General features: G+C 63.8%; 20 protein-coding genes and 1 tRNA gene. 9 read left to right on the top strand and 12 right to left on the bottom strand.

The genetic code is table 11. The features are described from left to right. Nucleotides 1-28: 28 nt before the first annotated feature. A complete protein-coding gene (locus tag LZ005_RS00105) occupies nt 29-427 on the bottom strand; it encodes a barstar family protein (RefSeq protein ID WP_237802842.1) in 399 nt (132 codons plus the stop codon). Nucleotides 428-733: 306 nt separating this feature from the next. On the opposite strand from LZ005_RS00105, the gene LZ005_RS00100 reads away from it, so the two are divergent. The 7 genes from LZ005_RS00100 (at nt 734) to LZ005_RS00070 (ending at nt 7,376) form a co-directional block, all read left to right on the top strand. Then, on the top strand, nt 734-1,267 hold the full coding sequence (locus tag LZ005_RS00100; RefSeq protein ID WP_237802840.1) for a glycine zipper 2TM domain-containing protein: 534 nt from the start codon (nt 734-736) through the stop codon (nt 1,265-1,267). A 77-nt stretch (nt 1,268-1,344) separates the two neighbouring features. After that, complete coding sequence (locus LZ005_RS00095) at nt 1,345-2,127, top strand: methyltransferase domain-containing protein (RefSeq protein ID WP_237802833.1); 783 nt, start codon at nt 1,345-1,347, stop codon at nt 2,125-2,127. Nucleotides 2,128-2,140: 13 nt separating this feature from the next. Then, nucleotides 2,141-3,952, top strand: coding sequence for a GspE/PulE family protein (locus LZ005_RS00090; RefSeq protein WP_237802831.1), 1,812 nt, complete (start codon nt 2,141-2,143; stop codon nt 3,950-3,952). A gap of 44 nt (nt 3,953-3,996) precedes the next feature. Beyond that, nucleotides 3,997-4,072, top strand: a tRNA-Lys gene (locus LZ005_RS00085). Nucleotides 4,073-4,275: 203 nt separating this feature from the next. After that, the gene (locus tag LZ005_RS00080) at nt 4,276-4,860 is read left to right on the top strand and encodes a hypothetical protein (protein ID WP_237802824.1); all 585 of its coding nucleotides are present in this window, start codon (nt 4,276-4,278) and stop codon (nt 4,858-4,860) included. A gap of 3 nt (nt 4,861-4,863) precedes the next feature. Beyond that, nucleotides 4,864-6,819: a DUF3274 domain-containing protein gene (locus LZ005_RS00075; RefSeq protein ID WP_237802822.1), complete on the top strand. Its 1,956-nt coding sequence runs from the start codon at nt 4,864-4,866 to the stop codon at nt 6,817-6,819. Between the two features lie 65 nt (nt 6,820-6,884). Continuing rightward, entirely contained in the window at nt 6,885-7,376 is a 492-nt protein-coding gene (locus LZ005_RS00070; protein WP_237802820.1) for a PAAR domain-containing protein, read from the top strand. Nucleotides 7,377-7,693: 317 nt separating this feature from the next. On the opposite strand, the gene LZ005_RS00065 is transcribed toward LZ005_RS00070, so the two are convergent. The 5 genes from LZ005_RS00065 to LZ005_RS00045 form a co-directional block, all read right to left on the bottom strand. Further along, on the bottom strand, nt 7,694-7,837 hold the full coding sequence (locus LZ005_RS00065) for a hypothetical protein (RefSeq protein ID WP_237802818.1): 144 nt from the start codon (nt 7,835-7,837) through the stop codon (nt 7,694-7,696). A 421-nt stretch (nt 7,838-8,258) separates the two neighbouring features. Continuing rightward, nucleotides 8,259-9,785 carry an HDOD domain-containing protein gene (locus LZ005_RS00060; RefSeq protein ID WP_237802816.1) on the bottom strand — a complete coding sequence of 509 codons (1,527 nt, stop codon included), beginning with the start codon at nt 9,783-9,785 and terminating at the stop codon, nt 8,259-8,261. A 171-nt stretch (nt 9,786-9,956) separates the two neighbouring features. After that, complete coding sequence (locus LZ005_RS00055; protein ID WP_237802814.1) at nt 9,957-10,925, bottom strand: BON domain-containing protein; 969 nt, start codon at nt 10,923-10,925, stop codon at nt 9,957-9,959. Between the two features lie 94 nt (nt 10,926-11,019). Continuing rightward, entirely contained in the window at nt 11,020-11,709 is a 690-nt protein-coding gene (locus LZ005_RS00050; RefSeq protein ID WP_237802812.1) for a hypothetical protein, read from the bottom strand. A gap of 90 nt (nt 11,710-11,799) precedes the next feature. Beyond that, nucleotides 11,800-12,402 carry a short chain dehydrogenase gene (locus tag LZ005_RS00045; RefSeq protein WP_237802810.1) on the bottom strand — a complete coding sequence of 201 codons (603 nt, stop codon included), beginning with the start codon at nt 12,400-12,402 and terminating at the stop codon, nt 11,800-11,802. A gap of 101 nt (nt 12,403-12,503) precedes the next feature. Between LZ005_RS00045 and LZ005_RS00040 the strand changes: the two genes are divergently transcribed. Further along, complete coding sequence (locus tag LZ005_RS00040) at nt 12,504-13,466, top strand: LysR family transcriptional regulator (RefSeq protein WP_237802808.1); 963 nt, start codon at nt 12,504-12,506, stop codon at nt 13,464-13,466. Here the strand turns inward: LZ005_RS00040 and LZ005_RS00035 are convergent. Genes LZ005_RS00035 through LZ005_RS00025 form a run of 3 tightly spaced genes read right to left on the bottom strand, consistent with a single transcriptional unit; the run spans nt 13,351 to nt 17,547 of the window. Further along, a complete protein-coding gene (locus LZ005_RS00035) occupies nt 13,351-14,799 on the bottom strand; it encodes an efflux transporter outer membrane subunit (protein ID WP_373889291.1) in 1,449 nt (482 codons plus the stop codon). The genes LZ005_RS00040 and LZ005_RS00035 overlap by 116 nt on opposite strands. 21 nt (nt 14,800-14,820) lie before the next feature. Next, nucleotides 14,821-16,419: a DHA2 family efflux MFS transporter permease subunit gene (locus LZ005_RS00030; RefSeq protein WP_237802804.1), complete on the bottom strand. Its 1,599-nt coding sequence runs from the start codon at nt 16,417-16,419 to the stop codon at nt 14,821-14,823. A gap of 6 nt (nt 16,420-16,425) precedes the next feature. After that, nucleotides 16,426-17,547, bottom strand: a complete 1,122-nt coding sequence (locus tag LZ005_RS00025; RefSeq protein ID WP_237802802.1) for an HlyD family secretion protein — start codon at nt 17,545-17,547, stop codon at nt 16,426-16,428. Nucleotides 17,548-17,679: 132 nt separating this feature from the next. Between LZ005_RS00025 and LZ005_RS00020 the strand changes: the two genes are divergently transcribed. Further along, the gene (locus tag LZ005_RS00020) at nt 17,680-18,360 is read left to right on the top strand and encodes a TetR/AcrR family transcriptional regulator (RefSeq protein ID WP_237802794.1); all 681 of its coding nucleotides are present in this window, start codon (nt 17,680-17,682) and stop codon (nt 18,358-18,360) included. A gap of 48 nt (nt 18,361-18,408) precedes the next feature. On the opposite strand, the gene lpdA is transcribed toward LZ005_RS00020, so the two are convergent. The 3 genes from lpdA to aceE are packed head-to-tail and all read right to left on the bottom strand — an operon-like array spanning nt 18,409 to nt 24,213. Beyond that, complete coding sequence (gene lpdA, locus LZ005_RS00015; protein WP_237802792.1) at nt 18,409-20,181, bottom strand: dihydrolipoyl dehydrogenase; 1,773 nt, start codon at nt 20,179-20,181, stop codon at nt 18,409-18,411. Between the two features lie 12 nt (nt 20,182-20,193). Continuing rightward, the gene (aceF, locus tag LZ005_RS00010) at nt 20,194-21,498 is read right to left on the bottom strand and encodes a dihydrolipoyllysine-residue acetyltransferase (protein ID WP_237802790.1); all 1,305 of its coding nucleotides are present in this window, start codon (nt 21,496-21,498) and stop codon (nt 20,194-20,196) included. A gap of 18 nt (nt 21,499-21,516) precedes the next feature. Beyond that, the gene (aceE, locus tag LZ005_RS00005; protein ID WP_237802783.1) at nt 21,517-24,213 is read right to left on the bottom strand and encodes a pyruvate dehydrogenase (acetyl-transferring), homodimeric type; all 2,697 of its coding nucleotides are present in this window, start codon (nt 24,211-24,213) and stop codon (nt 21,517-21,519) included. Between the last annotated feature and the right edge of the window lie 134 nt (nt 24,214-24,347).

Genomic DNA, 24,347 nt, shown 5'->3' with positions numbered 1-24,347 from the left:
TTTTACCCGCCCGGCGGCGGGTCGCGCCTTACTCGAAGGAATAAAAGACGCGGAAAGGCACCTTCTTCTCGGCCCAATAGTCGGCCGCATCGCGGAAGACATCGAGCAGATTTTCACGCGCCTCTTTATCGAATTTTTGCGTATTTGGCAATTGTTCGAGCACGACGAGGAAGCCCGGCTGGACGCCAGCACGGTACAAGGTGTCGGTCAGGGTGAGCTTGAGGGCCTCGAAATTCTTGCCACAAGGCTTGGGAAAGTGAAACGCCTCGGCAATGCGGCCACAGACCTGGGACTTGGTCAAGGTACCCGCGCAATGCGCATAGAGAAAGTGTTGACCCAGACGGGAGGCCTCCTCCTGCAGCTCGACCACGCGAAATGCACGGATCGACTGCACCAGATTCGGCGGCACTGTGATCAACAAACTCATTTTTTCCTCAAGCTGAGCTGCTATGGGGCTCCAAAAGTCGTTTCCACGTTCCAAGGCAATACCTCTTAGGCGAGTAGGGTAACGTTTTGTAGACAGCGAATCAACCCGAATGTGATTTCCGGAAGCAGATTTGTAAAAAACTGCAAGACCCATTCCCTCGGAAAATGCTAGTGCATAGAGGAAACGGGAGCACGGCCATGTTACAAATTCTTGCAAGGGGCAGCGCCCGCTGTCCCATGCAAGCATTACTATTGAACCACCGCAGAACGCAAGTGTCCAACCCCAAGTCAAGTACGAGGAAAAACCATGAAGCTGCAAGCCAAACTGATCATCGCCGCACTCGGCCTGGGCGCCCTGCCCCTGGTCCAGGCCTCGGATTTTGAAGACTTTGGCCGCGTCGTCAAGGTCCGTCCCCTGGTCGAACAGGTCAACCGCCCGCGCCAGGAATGCCGCACCGAATATGTTCAGGTGCCGGTCCAACAGCAAGCCCAGCCGCAAGGGCGGAGCGCCGGTGGCGCCATCCTTGGCGGTATCGCAGGCGCCATTATCGGCAACCAGGTCGGCGGTGGCAATGGGCGCACCGCCGCCACGGCTGCCGGCGCCATTGCCGGCGCCATGGTCGGCGACCGCGTCGACAATGATGGCCGCCAGGCGCCGCCGCCGCCCGCCCAGATGCAGGAACAGGCCGTGCGCCAGTGCCGCACCGTGGATAACTGGGAGCAACGCACGACCGGCTATGAAGTCACCTATGACTACCGCGGCCGCAGCTACACGAGCGTGATGAGCCATGACCCGGGCCAACGCGTGCGTCTGCGCGTGAGTGTTGAGCCGATGCAATAAGCCCCTCTCCCCCGCTGTTTTTCAGGCCGCCACGCCTTCGCTGGCGGCCTTGTCTTTTGTTGGGCGATAATGCGCGCATGCTAATCAAACGAAAATCGATCGAGCAGGCCGAATCCTCGCGCATGCCCACCCGCAAGCCCAAATACGCCCCGGTGACGTTATCGGAGCAGGATGGCGTGCGTTATCTGCACTTCGGCACAGAATGGGTGCAGGGCGCGATGCGCATCCGCAAACCGGACTGGCCCGAGCTTGAATACGCCCAGCAGATGTTCGCCTGGATGCTCTTTCTGGACGCGCCCAGGCACATTGCCCAGCTGGGCCTGGGCACGGGCGCGCTGACCAAGTTCAGCTATCGCCAATTTCCCGACGCCCAGGTCACGGCCATCGAGCTCAACCCCGCCGTCATCCAGATCTGCCAGTCGATGTTCAAATTGCCGCCCGATGATGCTCGGCTGCAGGTGCTGGAAATGGACGCCCTGGAGTTCGTCGAGAACCCGGACAATGCAGGCAGCCTCGATGTGCTGCAGGTTGACCTGTACGACGCCACCGCGCGTGGCCCGGTGCTCGATACGGCCGAGTTCTACCAGGCCTGCGCCGCCTGCCTGCGCCCCGACGGCGTGATGACGGTCAATCTGTTCGGCGATCATCCCAGCTATGCCAAGAACATCAAGGCCATGCGTTTTGCCTTCGGCCACGTTATTTGCCTGCCGGAAGTGCATGATGGTAATGTTGTGGCCATTTGCTTCCCGCGCCGCCCCCAGATCGACCTGGCTGTACTGAAAGAACGGGCGGCGGCCATCCAGGCTGCGACCAAACTTCCGGCCAAATCCTGGGTCAAAGGCATCGAAGCAGCCAACTGAAGCGGAGGGCAGAGTGAGCGCGGATCATCTCGCAGGCAAGACCAAGACCTGGCAGAGCGGAAAGGCGCTGGACCTCCAGCAGATTTTCCAGTGGCTGCTGGCCGATGGGATTGTCAGCAAGGCCGAAGTCAAGCCCGCCTACGCACAGGCGCACGGCATCCTGCGCAATGCGGTCGGCTCCATGCATCCGCTGACAGCGATTGCCCAATGCAAGATCAAGTCGGCCCAGGCACCGCATCGCCTGATGACCCTCGACGCGCTGACGGAATGGCTGGCGGGCAAAGTCAGTCTGCCCTTCTTCCGCATCGACCCGCTGAAAATCGACTTCACCAAGGTCGCCGACGTGATGTCGGCCAATTACGCGGCGCGCTTCAATATTCTGCCCGTGGAATTGACGCCGGCCACCCTGACCGTTGCCACGGCCGACCCGTTTGCCACCGAGTGGGACAGCGAGATCGCCAAGATTTCGCGCCGCAATATCCAGCTCGTCATTGCCAACCCGCTCGATATCGCCCAGTACATCTCGCAATTCTTTAGCTTGGCCAAGTCGATCAAGGACGCCAACAAGGCTTCGGGCCAAGACACCTCGCTGCGCAATAATTTCGAGCAGCTGGTGGAGATGGGCAAGACCAATAAACAGGTCGACGCGAATGACCAGCATATCGTCAACATCGTCGACTGGCTGTGGCAATATGCATTCGAACAGCGCGCATCTGACATTCATCTGGAGCCAAAGCGCGATATCGCCGTCATCCGCTTCCGCATCGACGGCGTCCTGCACCAGGTCTACCAGGTGCCCGCCTCGGTCATGATGGCGATGACGGCCCGCATCAAGCTGCTGGGCCGCATGGACGTGATCGAAAAGCGCCGTCCCCAGGACGGGCGCATCAAGACGCGGACAGCAGGCGGACAGGAAATCGAACTGCGCCTGGCCACGATGCCAACGGCCTTTGGCGAAAAACTGGTCATGCGGATTTTCGACCCCGAAGTGGTCGTCAAGACCTTGCCTGAACTGGGCTTCCCCCCCGACGATGCCGCGCGCTGGGATGCGCTGACGGCGCGTCCGCACGGCATCATCCTCGTGACGGGACCGACCGGTTCGGGCAAGACGACGACGCTCTACACCACGCTCAAGGCCCTGGCCACGTCCGAGGTCAACGTCTGCACGGTGGAAGACCCGATCGAGATGGTCGAAGGCAGTTTTAACCAGATGCAGGTGCAGCCCGGCATTGATCTGTCCTTCGCCGACGGCGTGCGTGCCCTGATGCGTCAGGATCCCGACATCATCATGGTCGGTGAGATCCGCGATCTGGAAACGGCAGAGATGGCGATTCAGGCCGCCCTGACCGGCCACCTCGTGCTGTCGACACTGCACACCAACGATGCGCCCTCGGCCGTGATGCGCCTGCTCGAGCTCGGCGTGCCCTACTATCTGCTCGAAGCGACAGTGATCGGCATCATGGCCCAGCGACTGGTGCGCACCCTGTGCCCGCATTGCAAGGCGCCCGACGGCGCGCTGTCGGACGATGTCTGGCAGAGTATTGGCGGCCACTACGCCATTCCCAAGCCCCAAACCGTCTACCGCCCGATCGGCTGTCCGGAATGCCGCCAGACCGGCTACCGCGGTCGCACCGGGATCTACGAGTTACTGACGATCACCGAGGACTTCGCCAAACTGATCCGTGAAGAAACCGACGTCATGGCCCTGCGCCGCCAGGGCGCCCAGGACGGCATGAAACCGCTGCGCCTGGCGGGCGCGCAAAAGATTGTCGAAGGCATCACGACGGCAGAGGAAGTGCTGAAAGTCACGGCAGCGATCAGCTGACACTTGCGCAATCTCAAAGCGCTGTTTATAATGCGGCCTCTTTCGGGTCGTTAGCTCAGTTGGTAGAGCAGCGGACTTTTAATCCGTTGGTCGCTGGTTCGAGCCCAGCACGGCCTACCAGAATTTAGTAGTACAGAAAAGGTCAGCTTCGGCTGACCTTTTTTCATTTCTAGCAAGCGCATATCGAAAATATTCCCCACTTGGGGAAAATTTTTGCGATTCCCGGCGGCCGTTGAGCCATCTCAAACGGACCTCAGCTGGCGCACCGCCGTTTCGATTCCCTCTGGCAAAGTTCACACATTCCGATTCCTCTGGAGGCCGGCGTGAACGCAATGCGTGCATCATTTGTTCTCGCAATGACGCTGTGCGGCTGCGGGTACCGGTACGTCGAGGAACCGTACACCGTCCCGCCGCCGCAGGTCGTTTACCGGATCGACGAAGCCAGGCACTTCGAAGTCGTGCCCCTTTACCGATATTCGTGCACGAGGGCGCAATTCGTCTACGTGGACGCTTCACGTGGTATCCGCTCGGTCGTGACGCACTGGGACAACGTCATCGACAGCGAGTACATCGTGGACGCTGCGAGCGGCCCTTACCTCGTCTCGCCGCTCATTTCACCGAACTGCGAATCGGGAGGGGGGCACGTCTGCGACGAGCGCTTCTACTACTCCGATGACTACGGTAAGAGCTGGCACAAGGGAACGCCGAAGTATGTGCGCGGCCACGACTCGGTCTCCGTCGTCGGGGACGATGTCTATTATTCGGGCCAACGCGCCAAAGTCGCTGATCTCGGAAAGGGTTATGACGCCTGGGACGCGGACTTCCTCGCCAAAGGAAACGAAGTACCACGACCTAAAAAGCCTCCAATGGATACCCGCTTTCACTGCAAGAAGTCGGGAGGCGAGTAGGCCATGAGCGACGAACTCAGCACAATTGCACGCGTAAGGCCGGACATGACGGTGACCCAGTGGTTGCCGGCCCACTACGTCAGGACGACCGTCGATCCGGCCACGTCTGAAAGCACGCCTGTCCTGGAAGTGCCTCTCCTCATGCCGGGAACTGTAATTTTCGTCCACGGCGTCAATTCGGATGGCGAATGGTATCGGGAGACTGAACTCCAGATTTGCGCCGGCCTCAATCATCGTCTCGGCCGCACTTCGCTGGAAGAACGCGGGTTCAATAAGGATACGAACTCTTACGCGACGAGGGCGAGCGGTGGCAGGCGAGCGAGGTCGCCCGTCATCCCGTTCTACTGGGGCTATAAGCTGCAGCCTGGCGACGAGAGCAAATATCCCGGCATCTACCACGATTCGAATGGCGCTTGGGGTGGCGGCCCTTTCCAGAACGGCACCAACAATCTCCTTCAGTTTTGGCAGGCCGGCTTCAAGCGTTCCGTCATGCGCGGCCTCATCGACCTGGAGAGCCTGAACCCGGACATCACGCGCCAGCTGCAGGACGCGCCTCCCCGCGCCTACTTCGTCCACGCGGCGAAGCGGCTCGCCACCCTGATAGACACGATCCGCGAAGACTTCCCTGCGGAGCCAGTGAACGTCGTCGCCCACAGCCAGGGCAATATGATCACCCTTTGCGCCGTCCTCTTCATGAAACGACGCGCCCCCGACACGCTCATCCTAAACAGCGCCCCCTATGCCTTCGACGCCAAGATCACGGACTGGCTCGCGGCCACGAACGGTTGGTCCGACGTGCAAAGCGGGAGCGCGCGCGTAAAAACTTTCGAAGCGGTCGCACTGAAGGTCGCGGCGGCCAGGGACGAATACCGCGCCGACGCCCCTTCCGCGCCCCCGCCTGAGACTGATTCGCCTGGCGCGAGGGCGGTATTCGTCCAGCGTCCACCGAAGGCCGCTGGATGGGAGGCCGACATCGGCTCCTCGCCCGTCGGTCCGAAGCGCGTCCCTTGGTTCGAGGACGAGCGTTTCGCACGGAGCGGAAACCGGGGGAAGGTCTTCGTGAATTTCTGCCCCCACGACCGCGTGATCGGGATATCCGCTGCCGAGGGGATCGGCTGGCGCGGCATTCCGGAAGATCTCATTTCGGAGCGGCGCTCGCGGTTCGAGAACGTGTACCAACGCGTGTTCGCGAGGAACTCGGGCAAGGAAGGCGTGCCAGCCGTCGGCGAGAAATCCGGGTACTGGTTCGGTTACTTCTACACGCAGCGGAACGTACCGGAAGACGTGACGACGGAATACGGGAGCAAACTCGTCACGTCCGACGGCCCCCCGGTACAGACCCGCAACGACTACCTGAGGACCTACGACGGGAAGCACGCGAAACGGTTCTGGAACGTCCTTCCGGACAAGCTGCTCGGCTTGTTCGGCGTGCAGGGCGTCCCGAAGGAGACCGAACGCGTCTGGATCAATGCGCCGTGCGTTCCCGAACCCGCCGCCCTCGGCGACAATTTCGACGAGGGCCTCGGGATGTTCGACGGCAGCGACGGGGACGAGGAGCAACGGAAGGAATTCGCGACCTTCTCCGAGAACTACGTGGACGACCACGCGGTGGCAAATTCAGGGCACAGAAATCCTGCCGCAACGCCTTCGGAGCGCGAACGGAAACAGGCGAGGCTCGCCGAACTGGGAAAAAGGCGCGTCCCGAAAACGAACCACTCCCAGATACTCAGCTACGGCGGGAAAGCGGGCCAGACACGCCTGGTCGAGAACGTCATCGCCTACGACCTGACCGTCGGCCAGGGATACGCGTTCGGCGATGAACGCTACTGGGAATACCTTATCCGGCTCGCCGACTGGAAGCTGAGCGATCCCTATTACGCGACCGGTGCGCTGCCAGCACCAGGACCATACCCATCGGGCCTAGACCCGAGGACAGTGGCGCCATCCGTCGTCTTCTGAACCCCGCGCCATTGCGGCGAGTAACCTGGCGGCAAGGCCGCTATATCAAGAACAAAGAGAACCGCATGAAGCGTCACACCATTACGCTAGGAGCGCAGACCACTGTCGGGGGCAAGGTCATCACCGCCAGCAGCGCCATCAGCATTAGCGGGGCAAGGGTCGCGCTCGAAGGCGACAGCGTTTTCTGCCCCGCCTGCAAGAGCGAAGGGAAGATCAAGTGCGACGGCCCGAGGCTCAGGGAGTTCTTTAACGACCGGAACGTCTCGCTCGACGGCGACCTGTGCGCCTGCGCGTGCTCCATCCCGCCGAGGCTGATTGCGATGCAGACGACTCGTTGGCAGGTCCTGGAAGGCAATGAAGCGGAGGTATGGGCCCACGAATTGGATGCGGCAAAATCGGTACACGGAAGCGACACGGGTGGCAAGCACCACCACGGGAAGACGGCGTTCGTCAGCGAACACAGCGACCGGCCACTGGAGGGCGCGAACTACGCGACGGCAAGTAATGGTCCTAAGGTTGTCGGCGTGACTGACGACGCGGGGCAAGGACGACTTTAAAGATGGTGCCTCACGAGTACCATGAGACCGGCGCAGTACCGTATCCGACCGCCAATTCAGTTAGCGACCGGCCCCTCGTTTCGAAACTCCCGTTTGTTCGTCGTCCCCACATCCGGAAGACCTGCTTTCAGGAAGACCCGGCCGTGACAACGACCCGCCGGAAGAGCCCGACGCGCCTAAGATGTGCCGCGCATTGCATTAAGCATCCAATGCTGCCTTTGGCGTGGCTTGAAGAGGGTTTCCCGCTTCGGCCACCGACCTCAATTATGGGCCTATCTCGCCAATCGACAGTTCGTGCATTTCAATCCCCTAGCCAGTTAATTGACCATCAGGAAGACTGCTTTGCCAAATTGCCATCCGACGTCTGTAAATAAATTCAACGTCATGGCGCAGAGAGCAAGTGCGACAGCCCTCACAATCAGCAGAGCACAAGCCTGAGCAATGTTATCAAAAACATTCACGATTACCTCCGGTCAAGAAATATCACCTCGGTGAACGACCCTGCGTGAAATGACTTCATGATGAAAATACCGAGTCCATTGGTCAACGATGTCTAGCTGCACGCTTACAGTACATCAATCATGTCCATCAACAAGGTTGGGCACGCGCCCGCCGTGCACGATGTTTTTTTCCAGGTAGCGAACAGGTGAAGACTAAGCCCAGGCCATGAGAGGAGACATGACTCTGTCGGACTTTCGCTCCAAGGCCCCTAGTGAGATTGTCCCAACTGAGACCAGAATCATCACCAAAGTGCTGTTACGCGAGCACTAGCTGCCAGAGCAGGCGTCGCGCTATTTGTCCTGAATACGCAGGGCTCAAATCGAACAAACTCTTCGGTCAGGACGAAGCAAAAAAGCCACCGCTTGCGGTGGCTTTTCTTCTTTAGCGCAGATGGATGGCAGTGATCATCTGGCCGACGAGGATCTTGATCAGCGCGGCCTCGTCCGAGGTGATGCCCTCCGGCGCCGGTGTCGTCCGGTCGCCGTAGAAAACGCCAAGCTCGCGCTTGCCCTGCACGAGCGGCAGCAGCATGATGCTGCGCGCATCCGGCAGCAGGTTCCGATGCCACTCGGGCATCAGGTTGCGGATCGATGACTGATGAGCGTCTTCGATCATCAGCTCGGCCTGATTCTCGAGCGCGAGATGGAAGATGTCGTTGGCATAGGCGGCCGGAAAGCTGAAGCGGGCCTGCCTTTCCGCGTGTTTCTCGCCCATCGCGAGAATCGTACGAAACTGATTGCTGCGCGAATCGATCACGCACAGGCTGACAAAGCGGAAGCCGAGGCTGTTGTACAAGGTTTCGGCGACCAGCGTGACGAGCTCGCTCGGCTTGGATTTACCACTGGCCATCATCTGCGTCGCGACCTGCACGCCCGCCAGCAACAGATCACGGGCATTGATCGGCTTGCCGCTGTCGTAACGTTCATTGGTGTTGATCGTGTGGATATCGAGCATGGCCAGCTTGAGCGCACTCGGCATCGGCGCGCGGTCAGGCTTGCTGTCTACATCCTTATTGGCCAGCACCAGATTCAGGCCCTGTACCACCTGGTCGATTTCCTTGCCGACCAGCGCGAACAGCTCGCCCAAGCGCTCCTCATCGATCTGCAAGGCGGCGCCATAACGGCGTAGCAATGCGCGTCCGGCTGCGGTGCTGACCGCGTCCTTGGTCTGCAGCACCAGCTTGGCCGCATCGGCGCTGAAGCTGACCACCTGGCGCAGCCACTCCTCGCGATTGCGCGGCGCATGCAGATCGCCGGGTGCGAGACGTTCGACGCCATGCACGATGATTTCAGGGAAGTTCCAGGCACGCAGCACGGTGCTGGTCAGGAAGTCATAGCTGCAGCCAATCACCTGCAGGGCCGATTGGGTGAGGTTCACACCCTGCATCACACGATCATTGATGCGCTGGTAATACTCGTGCTCATGCGAAGCGATGAGCAGGCGGCCAAGATTGCCGAATAGCGAGGCGATCGTCGCCTCTTCCGTCGAGGACGTGTGACCCTGACGCGCCAGTTCGCGTCCAAACATGCTGGCGCACAGGGCTTCGACAATTTCGCGCCGCACATCTTCGGCATGTTTGGCATTGGCCAGATTGTCGACAAGCAGCAGCGCCAGCGCCGTCGTGCGCACCGTGTCGAAACCGAGCACGAAGATGGCGCGCGACACCGTCGTGATCGGCGTATTGGCCACGCTACGGTAAAACACCGTGTTGGCGATGCGCAGAATCTTCTGGGTCAGCGCAACGTCAGCCAGCACGTAATAGGTCAGGTTGCGCGTCGCTTCGTCGTCCGAGGAAGCGAGCTGCACGACGCGGCCCACGGCCACGCCGAGCGAGAGCAGATCCCCGTCTTTGCTGAATGTGTGAATCAAACGGGCGCGCGTCTGCGCGGTCTCACGCGGGTCGGGCATGAGTTCAGCATCGGGCGGGGAAACAGGCATCTTTCTCAGTCACAACAAGTGGTATCTGCATGATAGGCGAGCGCGCGAACCGCGACAAGCGCCGCACGAACCGGACTTATCAAGCTGACCACAGCTGCGCCGAGGCGCGCAGGCCGCCCGGCCCTGCGCGCCCTGCCGCCATCATTTCACCTTGATGGCGCTCTTCACGTCCTGCACACCCTTGACGCTCTTGGCCACTTCCACCGCCCGTTCGGCCTCGCTCTTGTTGTTGACGAAGCCGCTGAGCATGACGACGCCCTGCACGGTCTCGACATGGATGTCGCTGGCTTTGAGATTCGGTTCGCGGAACATGTCGGCTTTCACGCGCGTGGTGATCATCGAATCGGACATGGTATCGCCGGCACGCTGCGTGGCGTCACGCCCGCGGTCGGCCAGGCTGCCGGTGTCGCGCTCGGCCGTGGTGCCGGTACCGCTGCGATCGGCCGTCGTGCCGGTGCCGCTCCGCTCGGTCGTGGTGCCCGCCGTCGTGCGTGCGCCCTGGGTGCCGGTGGTGCCGGCGCCGCCGCTGGTGCCGGCCGTGCTGCGTTCGCTACCGGTGCCGCCCGTGCTGCCATAGGTAGCGCCACTGCCGGTGGTGGTGCCGGTGTTACCGCCCACGGTGCCGGCCGTGGTGGCGCCCTGGGTGCGCGCGCCCGGGGCGGCGTTGCCGCTGGCCGTGCCTGCGCCGCTGCCGCTGCCGCCCGTGGTGGCTTGCGCAGTACTGGTGCTACGGCCCGTTTTGGCCTCCGCCACGGCCGTCGTGTGGGTGGACTTGGCCTCGGCCAGGCAGCTGTCCTTGCCATCCCCGCTCTGGTCGGCGCAGCGCGTGCGCGCCAGTTTGTACTGGGCGTCGGCCACGTTCACGCGGGCCTTCTGGCGCGTGCGGTCGGAATTCGGATACTGCCCGGCGGCGTCGGCTTCGGCCTGGGCGCGCTCGAGTTTGGCCTGATCGACGCACAGGTCCTTGGCGTGGCCGCTGCTGGCATCGCATTTGGCCTTGGCCACCTTGTAATCGTCTGCGGCCTTGTTCATGGCGGCGCGGTAGGTGTTGGCCGCCTGCTCTGCTGCCAGTGCCGACACGCAGGCACCGGCCAGTACAAATGCAATCATGGTTTTCATGGTGAGTCCCTGCTGGTTGGTTGTTCGTACCGCGATTTAACCCGCGATTCCCGACCAGCTCTGTGCGTCACCGTACATTTGTCGCTCAATCCCCACTCAGCAGGCCGCGCTGCCACAGGTTTTCGACGTTGGCGAACGGCGTGACAGACGAAGCGAACACCGTTCCATCGCGTGCCAGCCGCAGCCAGGGGCGCGTGTCGTGGGCGCTGCGCGCAGCCGGCTCCGTCTGGCGCAGCGCACTCAGCCAGGCATACACGCGCGCGTACTCGCCCGGATGGGCCTGCGCGGTCCAGGCCAGCGCGGCCAGGTCGGCATAGCCTTCTTCGCGCCGCTGTTCGCGCTGCTGCTTGGCTGCGCGCAGCAGCTCCGGACTGCCGGCCTCATCGCCGCCCTCGGTAAAACCCGCGGGCAGACGCAGCCACTGCCCCTGCACATTGCGCCAGCAATGCGCGAATTCATGCGCAGCCACGGCTTCCATCAGCAGCGGCTGCAGCGCCGGCGCACTGCCCGCCAGCACCGCATCGGCGTCGCCGCCGCCGCGCATGCTCAGCACCAGCTTGCAGCGCTTGCCGTCATAACCCATCGCAAACGGCACATCATTCGGTCCCGCCTGCGGCTGCACCACGATATCGACCGGCACCGCCTGCTGGCGCGCATGCGCCAGCAACGGTCCGGCAGCCTGCAGCCAGCGCACTTCCTGCGCCGTCAGGCGCGCCTCGGCTGCGGCCGCGCCGCCCACGAGGGACAGCGCCGCCAACCCATACCACTTCACCATCGACTGCTCCTCCCCGCCTTGTAGCGGTCAGAGCAGTCTATGCGTGCGGGCAGGAAATGAAAATGGCGAAGCAACAAGCTCGACCAAGAATCACCAAACGCGAATCACCTCGCCATGTTGAACACCTTCGATGGCGCGCACATAGCCGAGCGCCGCACGGGCCGCGGTCACGCCTTCAAAGCCCGGGAAGGCGGCGCGGTACTTCTCCTTGGACAGCGATTCGACCAGCACATTCGGGCTCACCACGTTCAGGCGTATCCCGCGCGGCATCTCGTGCGCGGCGCCGATCACGAAGGCGTCGATCGCGCCATTGGCCATGGCAGCGGCGGCGCCGTTACGCACGCCCGTGGTGCCGACAATGCCGCTGGTCAGCGTGATCGAGCCGCCGGCCGGCAGCACGCGCGCGGCCTCGAGCGCCACATTCACCTGCCCCATCAGCTTCTGCTGCAGGCCGAACATCAGCTGCGCGTCGCTCATCTCGGCCAGCGGGCCGAAATGGGTGGCGCCGGCGGCCACCACCACGGCATCGACCGGACCGAGACGTTCGAACAGGGCGCGCACCTGGGCGCGCTCCGACATATCGGCCTGCTGGGCGCCGTTGCGGCCGACACCGATCACCTCGTGGCGCGGGCTCAGGGCAGCCACCAGGGCCTGACCAATGGTGCCGCTGGCACCGAAAACAACAACTTTCATGCTGTGACTCCTCAGGAATGGAAGAGCCGTCAGTGTGAATCAGTTAGCAATCAAGATAAACGCGCTATTATTTCTTATATTCCTAACTCTGGGTTCGCAATATGGACAAACTGCGCAGCATGGAGATCTTCGTCGGCGCTGTCGATACGGGCAGTTTCAGCGCCGCGGCCGAGCGCTTCGGCATCTCCGCCGTGATGGTGGGTAAGCATGTGCAGCAGCTGGAGCAGGCGCTCGGCGCGCGTCTGCTGGCGCGCACCACGCGCCGCCACACGCTGACCGAAATCGGCGCCCAGTACGTCGAACAATGCCGCCAGATTCTGGCCGCCGTGCGCGAGGCCGAAGCCGGCGCCGAAGCCCTGCGCAGCACGCCGCGCGGGCGTCTGCGCATTTCAGCCCCGGTCTCGTTCGGGAATGCGGCGCTGACCGAGGCCGTGTGCGCCTATCTGGTGCGCCACCCGGAGGTGAGCCTCGATCTCGATCTGAGTGACCGCATGGTGGACGTGGTGGAGGAAGGCTTTGATCTGGCGATCCGCATCGGCGAACTCGATGATTCGAGCCTGGTGGCGCGCCCGCTAGCGCCCTACAAGATGGTGATCGTGGCCTCGCCCGGCTACCTGCGCAAGCACGGTAAGCCAAAGACGCCGGCCGATCTGGCGCGCCACCATTGCCTCGATTTCTCGCACTGGACGCGCCACGTGCGCTGGCGCCTGCGCGGCATGGATGAAGCGGTCAGCGTGCCGGCCAGCCGCCTGCGCGCCAATCAGGCGGCCGCGCTGCGCCAGGCGGCGCTGGCCGGCTTTGGCATCGCCATGCAGGCCGAGATGATGCTGGCCGAGGACCTCGCCGCCGGCCGTCTGGTGCGGCTGCTGGACGACTATCTGCCGCCGCCGCGCCCCATGCACCTGCTGTATGCGCGCGACCGGCTGATGACGCCCAAGCTGTCGACCTTTATCGCGTTTGTGCTGGCGCGCTTTGGGCCAGGGTCGCCAGCGGCGCGCCCTGCTCCCAGCCCCCGCCCAGCGCGCGCGCCACGGCCACGGCGGCCAGCAGGCGCTGGGTCGTGATCTGCGCGGCGGCGCGCTCGGCGGCCAGCGCGCTGCGCTGCGCATCGGTCACATCCAGATAGGTGGACACGCCGCGTTCATAGCGGGCGCGCGCCACTTCGTAGGCACGGGCCGCGGCCTCGCGCGCCTGCGCCTGCAGGCTGGCCTGTTGTTCGCGCTGCTGCACGTCGGACAGCGCATCTTCCACTTCGCGCAGCGCCGCCAGCAGCTTGCCCTGATGGTTGGCTAGCGCCTCGCCGTAGCGCGCCTTGGCCAGTTCCAGATTGGCCTGATTGCGCCCGCCATCAAAAAGCGGCAGCGACAGCGACAGCGGGCCGATGCCAAACTGGCGCGAGGCCCCTTCGGTCAGCTGGCGCAGGTTTTCCGACGCATAGCCGAAATTGCCGGTCAGGCTCAGGGACGGATAGAAGGCTCCTTCAGCCACGCCGATCTGCGCGTTCAGGGCGCGCAGGCCGGCCACGCTCGCGGCCAGGTCCGGGCGCTGCGCCAGCACCGTGGCCGGCAGACCGACCGGGATGCGCGGCGGCGCGGGCAGCTGCGCACCCTGCGCGGCCAGCAGCGGCGTGCTGGGCGAGGCGCCCACCAGCACCGCCAGGCCATGCTCGAGGTTCAGACGCAGGCGCTCGGCCTCGGCCAGGTCGGCCTGGGCGTTGGCGCGTTCGATGCGGGCGCGCGACAGGTCCAGCTCATTCGACAGGCCGGCATTGAAGCGCGCTTCCACCAGCTGTTCGGTTTCGCGCCGGGTGGCCAGTGCGCTGCTCAGGATCGCGATATCGGCGTCCGCGCCGCGCAGCTGGTAGTAAGTGGTGGCCACCTGGGCCGACAGGATCAGCAGCACGCCATCGCGGTCGTCCTGCGCAGCCAGCGCCTGGGCGTCGGAGGCTTCGATCACGCGCCGCACGCGGCCCCAGATATCCAGTTCATACGAGAGCGAGGCGCCCAGCGTGTAGTTCGGCCCTTCCACCGTGCGCCGGCCCAGCATGATGGCCTGCGAGGTCTGCTGAGACGAATGCGCGTAACCGCCCGAGGCGCCCAGCGCCACATTCGGCAGGCTGCCGGCGCGCGTCACGCCCAGCTGGGCCTGGGCCTGCAGCAGGCGCTGGGCCGCGGCCGTCACGCTCGGATTCTGGGTCAGCGCGCGCTGCTCCAGCGCGTTGAGCTGCTGGTCGCCGAACACGGTCCACCAGGCCGCTGGCAAACGCGCCGTGTCCTGGCCCGCCGCGTGGCGGAAGCTGGGCGCGGCGGCATTCGCCGGCGCCTGGAAGTCGGGGCCGACGCTGGCGCAGCCACTCAGGACAGCCAGTGCGGCTGCAGCGATCAGGGTACGGGTCATGAACATGTCGAATCCTTCTGATTAATGCGCCCCGGCGCCGCCGCCCGAGGGAGATTTCACTTTATCGGCAAACCACAGCACGGCCATGCAGGCGAACAGCACGCTGCCCATCACCAGGAAGCCGTCGTTATAGGCCATCACATAGGCTTCGCGCCGCACGATGCGGTCGATCACGCCGATCGCCTGCTGGCCCGCCGTCACCGGATCGATTCCGTTGGCGATGAAGCCCTGGGTCAGCTGGTCCAGCCGCTCCTGGGTGGAGGCCGACAGCATCGACACCGACTCGCCCAGCCGGGCCGAGTGGAAGTGCTCGCGATTGGTGAGCATGGTGGCCAGCAGCGCGATGCCGACCGAGCCGCCGAGGTTGCGGGTCATGTTGAACAGGCTCGATGCCGAGGGCGTGTCCTGCGGCGGGATGCCCTGCATCGCAAAGTTCGACAGGGTCAGCATGATGAAGGGCTGGCCGAGCGCGCGCACCACTTGCGACAGCAGCAGCTGGTCGTAGCCGGTGGTCGCGTCCATGTAGGCATTCATGAAGCAGGACGCGCCAAACAGCAGCAGGCCAATCGTGCACATGATGCGGTTATCGAGCTTGGTCGACAGCTTGGCCGCGAACGGCATGATGAACAGCTGCGGCAGGCCGGCCCACATGATCACCTCGCCGATCTGCATCGGCGTGTAGTTGGCGATCTGGCCCAGATACAGCGGCAGCAGGAAGGACGAGCCATACAGCGCCATGCCCGTCACCGCCGACAGCAGCGTGGCGACGAAGAAGTTGCGCTGGCCGTACAGGCGCACGTTCACAAACGGGTCCTTGCGCATCAGGCTCGTGGAGATCCAGCCGACCAGACCCACAAAGGCCAGGGCCGCGAAAATCCGGATGAAGTCCGACTGAAACCAGTCCTTCGAATTACCCTCTTCCAGGAAGATCGTCAGGCTGCCCAGGCCCACGGCCATGAAGGCGATCGACAGCCAGTCGGCGTTCACCAGCAGCGACCAATTCGGCTTCTGCTTATCGAGTCCATACATGACGCCCGAAATCAGCAGCACGCCCGGCACCCAGTTGATATAGAAGATCGAGGGCCAGCCATACAGTTCGGACAGATAGCCGCCCAGCGTCGGACCCAGGGTCGGCGCCAGCGTCGCCGTCAGGCCGAAGATGGCCATGCCCACGGCGCGTTTGCGCGGCGGTAGTTTGGCCATCACCAGGGTCATCGCCATCGGAATCAGCGCGCCGCCGGTAAAGCCCTGCAGCATGCGGAAGACGATCATCGAGGGCAGGTTCCAGGCCGCGCCGCACAGGGTCGAAAAGACCAGGAAGGCGGCCGTGGTCAGCACCATGTAGAAGCGCACCGACAGCACACGCGCTAGCAGCGCCGTGAGCGGAATCACGATGATCTCCGCGCACAGGTAGGCGGTGGAGATCCACGAGCCCTCCTCCTGCGTGGCCGACAGCGTGCCGAGGATGTCCTTCAGCGAGGAATTGGTGATCTGGATGTCGAGCACCGCCATGAAGGCCCCGAGCATGCCCGAGGCCACGGCGATCCAGGTACGCGCATCGACCTTCTGATCGTGCGCCGCCAGCATCGGCTGCAGCGAAGCCGAATTCGAATTGGCCATGGCTGCTTACTTCTGGCGCAGGTCCACTTCCACCACGGCCGACATGCCCGGCACCAGGCGGCCCGCAAGGCGCTTGGTGTCCTCGGCGCGCAGGCGCAGCTTGACCGGCACGCGCTGGACGATCTTGGTGAAGTTACCGGTGGCGTTATCGGCCGGCAGCAGCGCAAACTGGTTGCCGGAGGCCGGCGAGAACGAATCGAGCTTGGCTTCCAACTTTTCACCCGGCAGCGCGTCGACGGCCACATGCACGCTCTGGCCCGGCTTCAGGCCCGGCAGCTGGGTTTCCTTGAAATTGGCGGTCACCCACACGTCGTCCTGGACGATGGCCAGCAGCTGCTGGCCAGGCTGCACGCGCGCGCCCACTTCCACGCTCTTCTTGCCGATGCGGCCCGCCACCGGCGCCACGATCTTGTTATAGCCAAGCTGCTGCTGGGCGTCTTTCAACTGGGCCTGCAGCACCGCCACCTGGGCCTTGGCCACTTCGCGCGCCGAATTGGCCGCCGCGATCTGGGCCTGGGCTGCCTGGGCCGCATCCTTGCGCGCGGCCACGTCGGCCTGGGCGCTGGTGCGCGCGGCGATGGCCGCATCCAGTTCGGCTTTCGACACTGCCTTCATCTGGGCGTTGTGCAGGGCGCTGAAACGCTCGGCGTCCTGGCGCGCGCGCAGGGCCAGGGCTTCGGCCGCGGCCACCTGGGCGCCGGCCGCGCTGGCCGAGGCCTTCACCTGGGCCACCTGGGCCTCGGCCTGCAGCACCTGGGTCTGGGCAGCGGCCAACTGGGCCTGAATCTGTTCGACCCGCACCTGCTGGTCGGCCGGATCGAGTTCGGCGATCACCTCGCCCGCCTTCACCAGCTGGTTATCTTCGACCAGCACCTTGGCCACCACCCCGGCCACGCGCGCCGAGATCGGGTGCACATGCCCCGACACGTAGGCGTTTTCGGTTTCCACGAAATTCACGCTGCGCCAGTACATGCGGCCGCCGACCCCGAGGGCCAGCAGCGCGATCACGCCCAGCACAATCAGCGGGCGGCGGTTGGTGGGGGCCTTGCCGGCGGGGGCAGAAACCGGGCCGTCTTTGTCCACGGCGCTCAGAGTGGGCGCGTCCGCCTTGGCCGATTGATTTTGCATGTGCAACTCCGTACTGAGAGGGGATGAAGTAGGCGAATTATTGACTACGCGTTCAGTAAAGTCAAGAAATGAAATGATTGCATTTCATTTCTGTTTGGCTTAAAGTGGACTCAGGACACTACAATTGCAATTATGAAAATCAAATCCCTGCCCGATCTCGAGACCCCGCTGACGCCGGTGGCCAAGGGTGCGGGGCGGCCCAAGGCCGCCGAGCTGGAAGCGCGCTACCAGTGCCTGATGCACACGGCGGCCCGCCTCTTCCTCGACAAAGGCTTTGGCAATGTCAGTCTGGAGATGATTGCGCGCGAGGCGCGCGTGGCGGTGCGCACCATCTACGTCAAATACGGCGGAAAGATGGGCCTGCTGCGTGAGGCGATGGCGGCCAACCGCACCCGCTTCTTCCAGCAGATGGACATGGACACCGACCCGCGTCCGCTGCGCACCGTGATCGACGACTTCGCCCTGCGCTTTTTCGATCTGGTGACGGCGCCCGAAGCCGTGGCCCTGCAGCGCATGCTGGCGGCCGAGGCCAAGGCCAATCCCGATCTGATCCAGGCCTTCTACGCGGTCGGCCCCAAGGTCACGCAAGGCGCCCTGCTGCGCTATTTCGAGCGCGCCGACGTGCGCGCCCAGCTGATCGACGATGCGCCGCTGGCCCAGCTGCCGGTGTTTCTGCTCAACTGCATCATGGGCGACCAGATGTCGCGCGTGCTGATGACCGAGCCACCGCGCACCCGCGACGAGCAGCGCGTGGCGCTGCAGGCGCGCATGCGCCTGTTCTACCGCGCCGTCCTGAAGGACGCGGCAGGCTGAAATAAAAAACGCGGGCCAGGCCCGCGTTTTTTGTCGGCCACCGATGGCTCAGCGCTTGCGTGCCGGCGGCAGGTCGGTACAGACCCCTTCATACACTTCGGCCGCCATGCCGAGCGACTCGCCCAGGGTCGGGTGCGGGTGGATGGTCTTGCCGATATCGACGCCATCGCAGCCCATTTCGATCGCCAGTGCGATCTCGCCGATCATGTCGCCCGCATGCGTGCCGACGATGCCGCCACCGACGATGCGGTGGGTCTCAGCGTCGAACAGCAGCTTGGTGAAGCCCTCGGCGCGGCCATTGGCCACAGCGCGGCCGCTCGCGGCCCACGGGAAGTGGCCCTTCTCCAGCTTGATGCCCTTGGCCTTGGCTTCATCTTCGGTGATGCCGACCCAGGCCACTTCCGGATCGGTGTAGGCCACCGAGGGAATCACCTTGGCGTCGAAGAAGGCCTTCTCGCCATGCGCGGCTTCGGCCGCCACGTGGGCTTCATGCACGGCTTTGTGGGCCAGCATCGGCTGGCCGACGATATCGCCGATGGCGAAGATGTGCGGGACATTCGTGCGCATCTGCTTGTCGACCGGGATGAAGCCACGCTCGGTCACCGTCACGCCGGCCTTGTCGGCGGCGAGCTTCTTGCCGTTCGGGCTGCGGCCCACGGCCACCAGCACCAGATCGTACAGACCTGCTTCCGGCGCGGCGGCGCCGGCCTCGGCGGCCTCGAAGAAGACCTTGATGCCTTCCGGCGTGGCTTCCATGCCCACGGTTTTGGTCTTGGTCATGATGCGGTCGAAGCGGCTTTCATTGTGCTTCTGCCAGACCTTGACCATGTCGCGGTCGGCGCCCTGCATCAGGCCATCCATCATTTCCACCACGTCGATGCGCGCGCCCAGGGTCGAATACACGGTCGCCATTTCCAGACCGATGATGCCGCCGCCAACGACCAGCATCTTCTTCGGAATCTGGCGCAGTTCCAGCGCGCCGGTCGAATCGACGATGCGCGGATCTTCCGGCACGAACGGCAGCTTGACCACCGAGGAACCGGCCGCGATGATGGCCTGGCGGAAGGCGATCACCTTCTTGCTGCCATCGGCCGCCGTCACTTCCAGGTGGTTCGGGCTGACGAACTGGCCGACGCCCTGCACCACATTCACCTTGCGCGCCTTGGCCATGCCGGCCAGGCCCTTGGTCATGGTGCCGATCACGTCTTCCTTATGCTTGCGCAGCGCGTCGATGTCGATCTCCGGCTTGGCGAACTTGACGCCATGCGCGGCCATGCCCGCGGTCTCGTCGATCACGGCGGCCACGTGCAGCAGGGCCTTGGACGGAATGCAGCCCACGTTCAGGCAGACGCCGCCCAGGGCCGCATACTTCTCGACCAGCACGGTGTTCATGCCCAGGTCCGCACTGCGGAAGGCAGCCGAATAGCCGCCCGGGCCAGCGCCCAGCACCATCATGTCGCATTCGATGTCGACGCTGCCGGCATAGCTGCTGGCGATCGGCGCAGGGGCCGGCGCAGCGGCTGCCGGAGCAGCGGCTGCCGGCGCAGGCGCCGGGGCCGGGGCTGCAGCGGCCGGCGCATCGCCAGCGGCTTCCAGCATCAGCAGCAGCGAACCTTCGCTGACCTTGTCGCCCAGCTTGATCTTGACTTCCTTGACCACGCCCGCGGCGCTCGACGGAATCTCCATCGAAGCCTTGTCCGATTCCACCGTCGCCAGCGACTGGTCGACGGCGATGGTGTCGCCCGCCTTGACCAGCACTTCGATCACTTCCACTTCCTTGAAGTCGCCGATATTCGGCACTTTCACTTCGATCAGGCTCATCGCAATCCTCCCTTACAGCAGCGTCTTGCGCAGATCGGCCAGCACTTCGGCCAAATAGGCGGTGAAGCGCGCGGCGCCGGCGCCGTCGATGACGCGGTGGTCATACGAGAGCGACAGCGGCAGCATCAGGCGCGGCTGGAAGGCGGCGCCGTCCCAGACCGGCTTCATGGCCGACTTGGACAGGCCAAGAATGGCCACTTCCGGTGCATTGATGATCGGCGTGAAGGCCGTACCGCCAATGCCGCCCAGCGAAGAGATGGTGAAGGTGGCACCCTGCATGTCGGCCGGTTTCAGCTTGCCTTCGCGCGCCTGGGCCGACAGCTCGCCCATTTCGGTGGCGATCTGCGAGACCGACTTCTTATCGGCGTCCTTGATCACCGGGACCACCAGGCCATTCGGCGTATCGGCCGCAAAGCCGATGTGGTAGTACTGCTTGAGGATCAGGTTCGCGCCCTCGGCGTCGAGCGAGGCATTGAAGCTCGGGTACTTCTTGAGTGCGGCGACCGAGGCCTTGATCACGAAGGCCAGCATGGTCAGCTTGACCGACGACTTGGCCTTGGCGTAGGCGGCGTTCGAATCCACGCGCAGCTGTTCGAGGTCGGTCACGTCGGCTTCGTCGAACTGGGTGACGTGCGGGATCATGACCCAGTTGCGGTGCAGGTTCGGGCCCGAGATCTTTTTGATGCGCGAGAGCGGCAGCAGCTCGGTCGGACCGAACTTCGAGAAGTCCAGCGAGGGCCACGGCAGCAGGTCCAGGCCCACGCCCGAACCACCGGCCTTGGCCGGGGCGGCGGCGGCGCCCGAGAGCACGCCTTTCACATAGTTCTGCACATCGTCCTGGGTGATGCGGCCCTTGGGACCACTGCCAGCGACCAGACCCAGATCGACACCCAGCTGGCGCGCGAACTTGCGCACCGAGGGCGACGCGTGGGCCAGCTTGCCCGTCTCGACGGAAGAGACGGCGGCAGCCGGTGCAGCGGCAGCCGGTGCAGGAGCCGGCGCGGGTGCCGGGGCGGCAGGCGCCGGGGCCGGAGCCGGTGCGGCGGCAGCCGGAGCAGCGGCCGGCGCAGCGGCGGCGCCATCGGCCTCCACCAGCAGCACCAGCGAGCCTTCGGCGACCTTGTCACCGACCTTGACCTTGACTTCCTTGACCACGCCCGCGTGCGAGGACGGAATCTCCATCGAGGCCTTGTCCGATTCGACCGTGATCAGCGACTGGTCCACCTGAATAGTGTCGCCCGGTTTGACCATCAGCTCGATGACTTCGACTTCCTTGAAGTCGCCGATATCCGGGACTTTGACTTCCACAATGCTCATGTTCTTCGCTCCGCTCGATTATTGGGTCACCGGGTTCGGCTTGTTCGGGTCGATGCCATACTTGGCCACCGCCTGTGCCACCACGGACGCCGACAGCACGCCTTCATCGGCCAGCGACTTGAGCGCCGCGACCGTGATGTAGTAGCGGTTCACCTCGAAGAACTCGCGCAGCTTGACGCGCGAATCCGAGCGGCCGAAGCCGTCCGTGCCCAGCACCTTGTAGCTGCGGCCCTTCGGCATGTAGGCGCGAATCTGCTCGGCGAACAGGCGCATGTAGTCGGTGGTGGCGACGATCGGGCCGCTGGTCTTTTCGAGCAGGCCGGTCACGTAGGGCACGCGCGGCGTGGCGTTCGGATTGACCATGTTCCAGCGCTCGCAGTCCTGGCCTTCGCGTGCCACCAGGGTCAGCGACGGCGCCGACCAGATGTCGGCGGCGATGCCCCAGTCGTTCTTCAGCAGTTCGGCGGCGAACATCGATTCGCGCAGAATCGTGCCCGAGCCGATCAGCTGCACGCGCTGCTTGGCGTCCTTGTCGCCTTCCTGCAGCAGGTACATGCCCTTGAGGATGCCCTCTTCCTGGCCCGGCTTCAGGCCCGGCTGGGCATAGTTCTCGTTCATGATGGTGATGTAGTAGAACACATCCTCCTGATTGGCCACCATGCGGCGCAGACCGTCATGGATGATGACCGCGACTTCGTGCGCGAAGGTCGGGTCGTAGGGCATGCAGTTCGGGACCGTGGCCGCCATGATGTGGCTGTGGCCGTCCTCGTGCTGCAGACCCTCGCCATTGAGCGTGGTGCGGCCCGAGGTGCCGCCCATCAGGAAGCCGCGGGCGCGCATGTCGCCGGCAGCCCAGACCAGGTCGCCGATGCGCTGCATGCCGAACATCGAGTAGAAGGTGTAGAACGGGATCATCACCCGGTTGTTGGTCGAGTACGAGGTCGCCGCGGCGATCCACGAGCTCATGCCACCGGCTTCATTGATACCTTCCTGCAGAATCTGGCCGGCCTTGTCTTCGCGGTAGTACATCACCTGGTCTTTGTCGACCGGCTCGTACAACTGGCCCTGCTGGTTGAAGATACCGATCTGACGGAACAGGCCTTCCATGCCGAAGGTACGCGATTCATCGACCAGGATCGGCACCACGCGCTGACCCAGGCTCTGGTCCTTGAGCAGGGCCGTGATCATGCGCACATAGGCCTGGGTGGTCGAGATTTCGCGGCCCTCGGCCGTCTTGTCGAGCACTGCCTGGAAGGCCGACAGCGGCGGCACGTCCAGTTTTTCATCGGCCTGCGGACGGCGCTGCGGCAGGTAGCCGCCGAGCGCCTTGCGGCGTTCGTGCAGGTACTTCATCTCGGGCGCGTCGTCGGACGGCTTGAAGAAAGGGATCTCGGGCAGCTTGTCGTCCGGGATGGGGATGTTGAAGCGGTCGCGCATCTCGCGCACGGCCTCGTCGTCCAGCTTCTTGGTCTGGTGCGCGGTATTGCGCGCCTCGCCCGATTTGCCCATGCCGAAGCCCTTCACGGTCTTCACCAGCAGGACGGTCGGCTGGCCCTTGTGCTCCTGCGCCACCTTGAAGGCCGCGTAGATCTTGTGCGGATCGTGGCCGCCGCGGGTCAGGCGCCAGATGTCGTCGTCGCTCATGTTGGCGACCATTTCGAGCAGCTTCGGATGCTTGCCGAAGAAGTGCTTGCGCACGTAGGCGCCATCCTTGGCCTTGTAGTTCTGGTATTCGCCGTCGACGGTTTCCATCATCACGCGCATCAGGATGCCGTCCTTGTCCTTGGCCAGCAGCGGGTCCCAGTTCGAGCCCCAGATCACCTTGACCACGTTCCAGCCGGCGCCGCGGAAGTCGGCTTCCAGTTCCTGGATGATCTTGCCGTTGCCGCGCACCGGGCCGTCCAGACGCTGCAGATTACAGTTGACCACCATGACCAGGTTGTCGAGCTGTTCGCGCGCGGCCATGCCGATCGCGCCCATCGATTCCGGCTCGTCCATCTCGCCGTCGCCGCAGAACACCCAGACCTTGCGGTTGGCGGTGTCGGCGATTTTGCGCGCGTGCAGATATTTGAGGAAGCGCGCCTGGTAGATCGCCATCAGCGGGCCCAGGCCCATCGACACGGTCGGGAACTGCCAGAAGCCCGGCATCAGTTTCGGGTGCGGGTAGGACGACAGGCCCTTGCCATCGACTTCGCGGCGGAAGTTCAGCAGCTGCTCTTCGCTCAGGCGGCCTTCGAGGAAGGCGCGCGCGTAGATGCCGGGCGAGCTGTGGCCCTGGATGTACAGCAGGTCGCCGCCGTGGTTTTCGGTCGGGGCGTGCCAGAAGTGGTTGAAGCCGATGCCCAGCATATTGGCCAGCGAGGCGAACGAGGAGATGTGGCCGCCGAGGTCGCCGTCGGCGCGGTTGGCCTTGACCACCATCGCCATCGCGTTCCAGCGCATCCACGAGCGCAGGCGCTCTTCATATTCGAGGTTGCCCGGGCAGTGGGCTTCGGCGTGGGCCGGAATGGTGTTCACGTAGGCCGTATTGGCCGAAAAGGGAATGTGGGCGCCACGGCGGCGCGCCAGGTCGACCAGCCGCTCCATCAGGTAATGGGCACGCTCCGGACCCTCGTTCTCGAGAACGGCTTCCAGCGCGTCCAGCCATTCTTTCGTTTCCAGCGAATCAGGATCAGTAGCGGTCTGCGCCGTGACCTGGTCGAGTTGAGCGGACATGGTGAGTCTCCTTTGTTGACGTTTTCTGCAGACTTTTGCAGCTTCCGCAGGATTCTACCTGAGATTTTGGCTATTTCAAATAGCGGAATATCATTCCATATTGTGAAATCTTGTGGTGCATCGCAATAAAAAAA

The sequence above is a fragment of the Massilia sp. TS11 genome, from assembly GCF_022012445.1.
Lineage (GTDB): Bacteria > Pseudomonadota > Gammaproteobacteria > Burkholderiales > Burkholderiaceae_D > Telluria.
Note: the sequence above shows the minus strand (reverse complement) of the source record. Positions and strands in the feature narration are given on the sequence as shown.